Genomic DNA, 5,347 nt, shown 5'->3' with positions numbered 1-5,347 from the left:
TTGTCCCCGCGAACGGGAAAGGACCGTAGAGCATGGCACGCAAGAAGATCGCGCTTATCGGCGCAGGCAATATCGGGGGCACGCTCGCCCACCTCGCAGCCCAGAAGGAACTGGGCGATATCGTCCTGTTCGACGTGGTGGAAGGCGTGCCGCAGGGCAAGGCGCTCGATTTGTCGCAGTGCGGCCCGGTCGAAGGCTTCGACGCCAAGATCACCGGCACCAACGATTATGCCGATATTGCCGGTGCAGACGTGATCATCGTAACCGCCGGTGTCGCCCGCAAGCCCGGCATGAGCCGTGACGACCTGCTGGGCATCAACCTGAAGGTGATGAAGTCGGTGGGCGAAGGCATTGCCGCAAACGCGCCCGACGCATTCGTCATCTGCATCACCAACCCGCTCGACGCGATGGTGTGGGCACTGCGCGAATTCTCCGGCCTGCCCGCCAACAAGGTTGTCGGCATGGCTGGCGTGCTCGATTCGGCCCGCTTCAGCACCTTCCTTGCATGGGAATTCGGCGTTTCGATCCGCGACGTGAACACCTTCGTTCTCGGCGGTCATGGCGATACGATGGTTCCGGTCACGCAGTATTCGACTGTCAACGGCATCCCCGTTCCTGATCTGGTCAAGATGGGCCTGTCCACGCAGGAAAACATCGACGCCATCGTGCAGCGCACCCGTTCGGGCGGCGGCGAAATCGTCGGCCTGCTCAAGACCGGCTCGGCATTCTATGCACCTGCAGCTTCGGGCATTGCGATGGCCGAAGCTTACCTCAACGACCAGAAGCGCATCCTGCCATGCGCCGCCTACGTCGATGGCCAGTATGGCGTTGACGGCCTCTATGTCGGTGTGCCCGTCATGATCGGTGCGAACGGCGTGGAAAAGGTGATCGAGATCGAACTCGACGATGAAGCCAAGGGCAACCTTCAAGTTTCGGTCGATGCGGTCAAGGAACTGCTGGACGCCTGCAAGGGCATCGATCCTTCGCTGGCGTGACCCGCCCTGATCGCCCGGTTTTGCAGCGCCTGATCGCATCGATCATGGCAGTTGCCGCACTGGTGGCCGGTCCTGCTTATGCAGTGGCCGCCACCGGCGACGGCAGTGCTGCAACTTATCCGGGTGATCAGATCCTGTCCTCGTTCCGCGCCGCCTGCAGCAGCTTTGCCGATTTCGGCACCGCGCGCGACAGTGCAGTGGCACAAGGCTGGGTCGAAATACCCGTAGACGATTCCACGCCCGGCGGGCGGCTTGTCCGCTTTGGCGAAGACATGGCAGGCAAGGCCGAGGGCATGACCATGCTCAAGGGCAGTCTGCTGCGGCGTGAACTGGCTGGGCGTGAGCTTTTCCTGGCCTTTTCCGGCGCAAAGACAGAAGGCGTTACGGCCAAGGGCTGCCGGATGTACGACTTTACCGCGCAGCAACCGCTGTCAGCACAAGTGCTGGTTGCGTTCATGGGCCGCGCGCCCGAAGACATGAAAGAGCCGATTGCAGGGTTCACGATCGCAACGTGGAATCCCGGCATGGCAACCGGCCAGAATGAATTTGAAGCCGCGCATCTGGCGCAAGGAACAACGTTGCCGATGGCCATGCCGATTTCCGGTGTGATGCTGAAGGCGCAAACTTTGGAGATCGACAAGCCATGAGCATTCTCGTCGACAAGAACACGAAGGTCATCACGCAGGGCATGACCGGCAAGACCGGCAGCTTCCACACGCAGGCAGCGCTGGATTACGGCACGCAGATGGTTGGTGGCGTGACCCCCGGCAAGGGCGGCACCGATCATATCGGCCTGCCCCAGTTCAACACCGTGGCAGAAGCCAAGGCCGCGACCGGTGCGACCGCATCGTGCATCTACGTGCCGCCTTCGGGCTGCGCCGATGCCATCCTCGAAGCGATCGACGCCGAGATGGAACTGATCGTGGCGATCACCGAAGGCGTTCCGGTGCTGGACATGGTGAAGGTAAAGCGCGCCCTTTCGGGTTCGAAGAGCCGCCTGATCGGTCCGAACTGCCCCGGCGTGCTGACGCCGAACCAGTGCAAAATCGGCATCATGCCGGGTTCGATCTTCAAGGAAGGTTCGGTCGGCGTAGTTTCGCGTTCGGGCACGCTGACCTATGAAGCGGTTTTCCAGACCTCGGCCATCGGCCTTGGCCAGACCACGGCTGTCGGCATCGGCGGTGACCCGGTGAACGGCACCAACTTCATCGACGTGCTGGAACTGTTCCTGGCGGACGACGCCACCAAGTCGATCATCATGATCGGCGAAATCGGCGGCGACGCCGAAGAACAGGCCGCGCAGTTCCTGATCGACGAGGCCAAGCGTGGCCGCAAGAAGCCGATGGCCGGCTTCATCGCAGGCCGCACGGCACCTCCGGGCCGCCGCATGGGCCACGCTGGCGCCATCGTTTCGGGCGGCAAGGGCGATGCGGAAAGCAAGATCGCAGCGATGGAAGCCGCTGGCATCAAGGTTTCGTCCTCGCCTTCGCTGCTGGGTGAAACGCTGGCCGAAGTGTTGAAAGAGCGCGTCTGAGGCCAAAATCTTGTGCGTCCCCGCGAAGGCGGGGACCTCAGGAGGTTTACGGAACATCAGCGTAAAGCGACTGAGGCCCCCGCCTTCGCGGGGGAGCAGTAGTTTTTGAGGCTAGGTTTTGAACGAATGAAGCCCGGCTACGTCTACATACTGACGAACAAGCCGGGTGGAGTTTTGTATATCGGTGTTACGAGCGACCTTTCACAGAGGGTTGCTCAACATCGAAGCCGAGCGGTTCCGGGTTTTACCCGTGATTACAACTGCGAACGGCTCGTCTGGTGTAAGAGGTTCGACTGCATCCACGATGCGCGGACGTTCGAGCACCGGATGAAGAAGTGGAACCGGGCGTGGAAGGTCGCTCGGATCGAAGAACGGAACCCGGAATGGCGGGATCTGTTCGAAGATGGCCTGATGCCTTGAGCGGCTCTCTTTTGAGGTCGCTTTAGGCCGACTGAGGCCCCCGCCTTCGCGGGGGTGCGGTTGCTTTTTTATCGGGTGATTTGCGTTTTGTCCGAAGCCCCCATCCTCCCCGGGGGGACAAGGAGTTGGTAATGGGTTCTGAACTGCACGATTTTGATGTCGACCCTTCGCAGGAAGGTCCGCAACCCGGCCCTTCCTGGGCCAGCAAGCGGTGGCCGATCACCGACGCGGCTGCGGGCGACGATCTAACTCAGGCGATGGATCCGATGGCGCTCAAGCTCGCTATCGGAAAGTCCGCGAAAAAGGCTGGCGCGCCGCTGGATGAAGCCGCGCTGCAGCAGGCCGCGATGGATTCTATCCGCGCGATGACGCTGATCCGCACCTATCGCGTGCGCGGCCACCTTGCCGCCGACCTTGATCCGCTGGGCCTTGCCCGTCAGAAGCTGCCTGCCGACATCTCGCCCGAATATCACGGTTTCACCGCCGCAGATGCCAAGCGCAAGATCTACATCGGCGGCGTGCTGGGCCTTGAATGGGCCACTCTGGAAGAACTCGTTGCCATCCTGCGCGCGAACTATTGCGGGCATATCGGCTTTGAATACATGCACATCGCCGACGTGGAGGAGCGCCGCTTCATCCAGGATCGCATTGAAGGCGGTGACAAGTCGGTGGACTTCACCCCCAACGGCAAGAAGGCGATCCTCGCCGCCGTGGTGCGTGGTGAGCAGTACGAGAAGTTTCTCGGCAAGAAGTACGTCGGCACCAAGCGCTTTGGTCTGGATGGCGGCGAATCGATGATTCCGGCACTGGAAGCCGTGATCAAGTATGGCGGCCAGCTTGGCGTGCGCGAGATCGTCTATGGCATGGCCCACCGTGGCCGCCTGAACGTGCTGGCGAACGTGATGGCCAAGCCGTACCGCGTGATCTTCCACGAATTTTCGGGCGGCACCGCCAACCCCGAAGACGTGGGTGGGTCGGGCGACGTGAAGTATCACCTCGGCACCAGCACCGACCGCGAATTCGACGGAACGAAGGTTCACATGAGCCTTGTGCCGAACCCGTCGCACCTTGAAACGGTGGACCCCATCGTGCTGGGCAAGGTCCGCGCGCAGCAGGTTTTCCGCGACGATATCGGCGATGACGTTGGTCCCAATGCCCGCCACAAGCAGGTGCTGCCCGTGCTGATCCACGGCGATGCCGCCTTTGCCGGGCAAGGCATCGTGTGGGAATGCTTCGGCCTTTCGGGCGTGCGCGGGTACAACACCGGCGGTTGCATCCACTTCATCATCAACAACCAGATCGGCTTCACCACCAGCCCGCAGTTCTCGCGCGGGTCGCCGTACCCTTCGGACGTGGCCAAGGGCGTTCAGGCGCCGATCCTGCACGTCAACGGTGACGATCCCGAAGCCGTGACCTTCGCCTGCAAGATGGCGATCGATTACCGCCAGAAGTTCGGCCGCGATATCGTGGTCGACATGTGGTGCTATCGCCGCTTTGGCCACAACGAGGGCGACGAGCCTTCGTTCACGCAGCCGCTGATGTATGCGAAGATCCGCCAGCATCCGGGCGTGAGCGATATCTATGCCAAGCGGCTCGTGGCCGATGGCGTGATCGACGCCAACTACAAGGGCGAAATCGAGAGCCACTTCACCGCGACGCTGGAAACCGAGTTCGAAGCTTCGAAGGGCTACAAGGCGAACGAAGCCGACTGGTTTGGCGGTCGCTGGTCGGGGCTGAACAAGCCTGCCGATCCGGTCACTGCACGCCGCAACGTGGCCACAGGCATCGATCAGAAGCTGTTCGACAGCCTTGGCCGCACGCTGACCACGGTTCCCGATGACCTTACCGTCCACAAGACGCTGGGCCGCGTGATCGATGCCAAGCGCGAGATGTTCACCAGCGGACAGGGCTTTGACTGGGCCACCGGTGAAGCGCTGGCATTCGGCAGCCTTGTAACCGAAGGCTATGGCGTGCGTCTTTCCGGGCAGGACTGCGGACGCGGCACATTCAGCCAGCGCCATGCGGTGTGGGTCGATCAGAAGGACGAACGCAAGTTCGTGCCGCTGAAGACGCTGCCGCACGGCACGTTCGAAGTGCTGGATTCGACGCTTTCGGAATATGGCGTGCTGGGCTTCGAATATGGCTATGCCAGCGCGGACCCGAAGAGCCTGGTGCTGTGGGAAGCGCAGTTCGGCGACTTTGCCAACGGCGCGCAGATCGTGATCGATCAGTACATTGCCGCATCCGAAGCCAAGTGGCTGCGCGCCAATGGCCTCGTCATGCTGCTGCCACATGGGTACGAAGGCCAGGGGCCGGAACACTCTTCGGCACGGCCAGAGCGGTTCCTGCAGCTTTGCGCCGAAGACAACATCCAGGTGTGCAACATCACCACGCCGGC

5 protein-coding genes are annotated in these 5,347 nt (G+C 61.8%); all 5 read left to right on the top strand.

Going from position 1 to position 5,347, the window contains the following annotated elements:
- Positions 1–32 precede the first annotated feature (32 nt).
- Entirely contained in the window at positions 33–995 is a 963-nt protein-coding gene (gene mdh, locus ACOVQ0_RS12550; protein WP_421884939.1) for a malate dehydrogenase, read from the top strand.
- Positions 992–1,642, top strand: coding sequence for a hypothetical protein (locus tag ACOVQ0_RS12545; RefSeq protein ID WP_421884937.1), 651 nt, complete (start codon positions 992–994; stop codon positions 1,640–1,642). The genes mdh and ACOVQ0_RS12545 overlap by 4 nt, the downstream gene beginning before the upstream one ends.
- Entirely contained in the window at positions 1,639–2,529 is an 891-nt protein-coding gene (gene sucD, locus ACOVQ0_RS12540; protein WP_168852666.1) for a succinate--CoA ligase subunit alpha, read from the top strand. The genes ACOVQ0_RS12545 and sucD overlap by 4 nt, the downstream gene beginning before the upstream one ends.
- A 126-nt stretch (positions 2,530–2,655) precedes the next feature.
- A complete protein-coding gene (locus ACOVQ0_RS12535) occupies positions 2,656–2,949 on the top strand; it encodes a GIY-YIG nuclease family protein (protein ID WP_421884935.1) in 294 nt (97 codons plus the stop codon).
- 131 nt (positions 2,950–3,080) lie between these two features.
- Positions 3,081–5,347 (top strand): 2-oxoglutarate dehydrogenase E1 component (locus ACOVQ0_RS12530; protein WP_421884933.1); only part of this gene is annotated, 2,267 nt, incomplete at its 3' end.

The sequence above is a fragment of the Novosphingobium sp. genome (assembly GCF_049240505.1).
GTDB lineage: Bacteria > Pseudomonadota > Alphaproteobacteria > Sphingomonadales > Sphingomonadaceae > Novosphingobium.
Note: the sequence above shows the minus strand (reverse complement) of the source record. Positions and strands in the feature narration are given on the sequence as shown.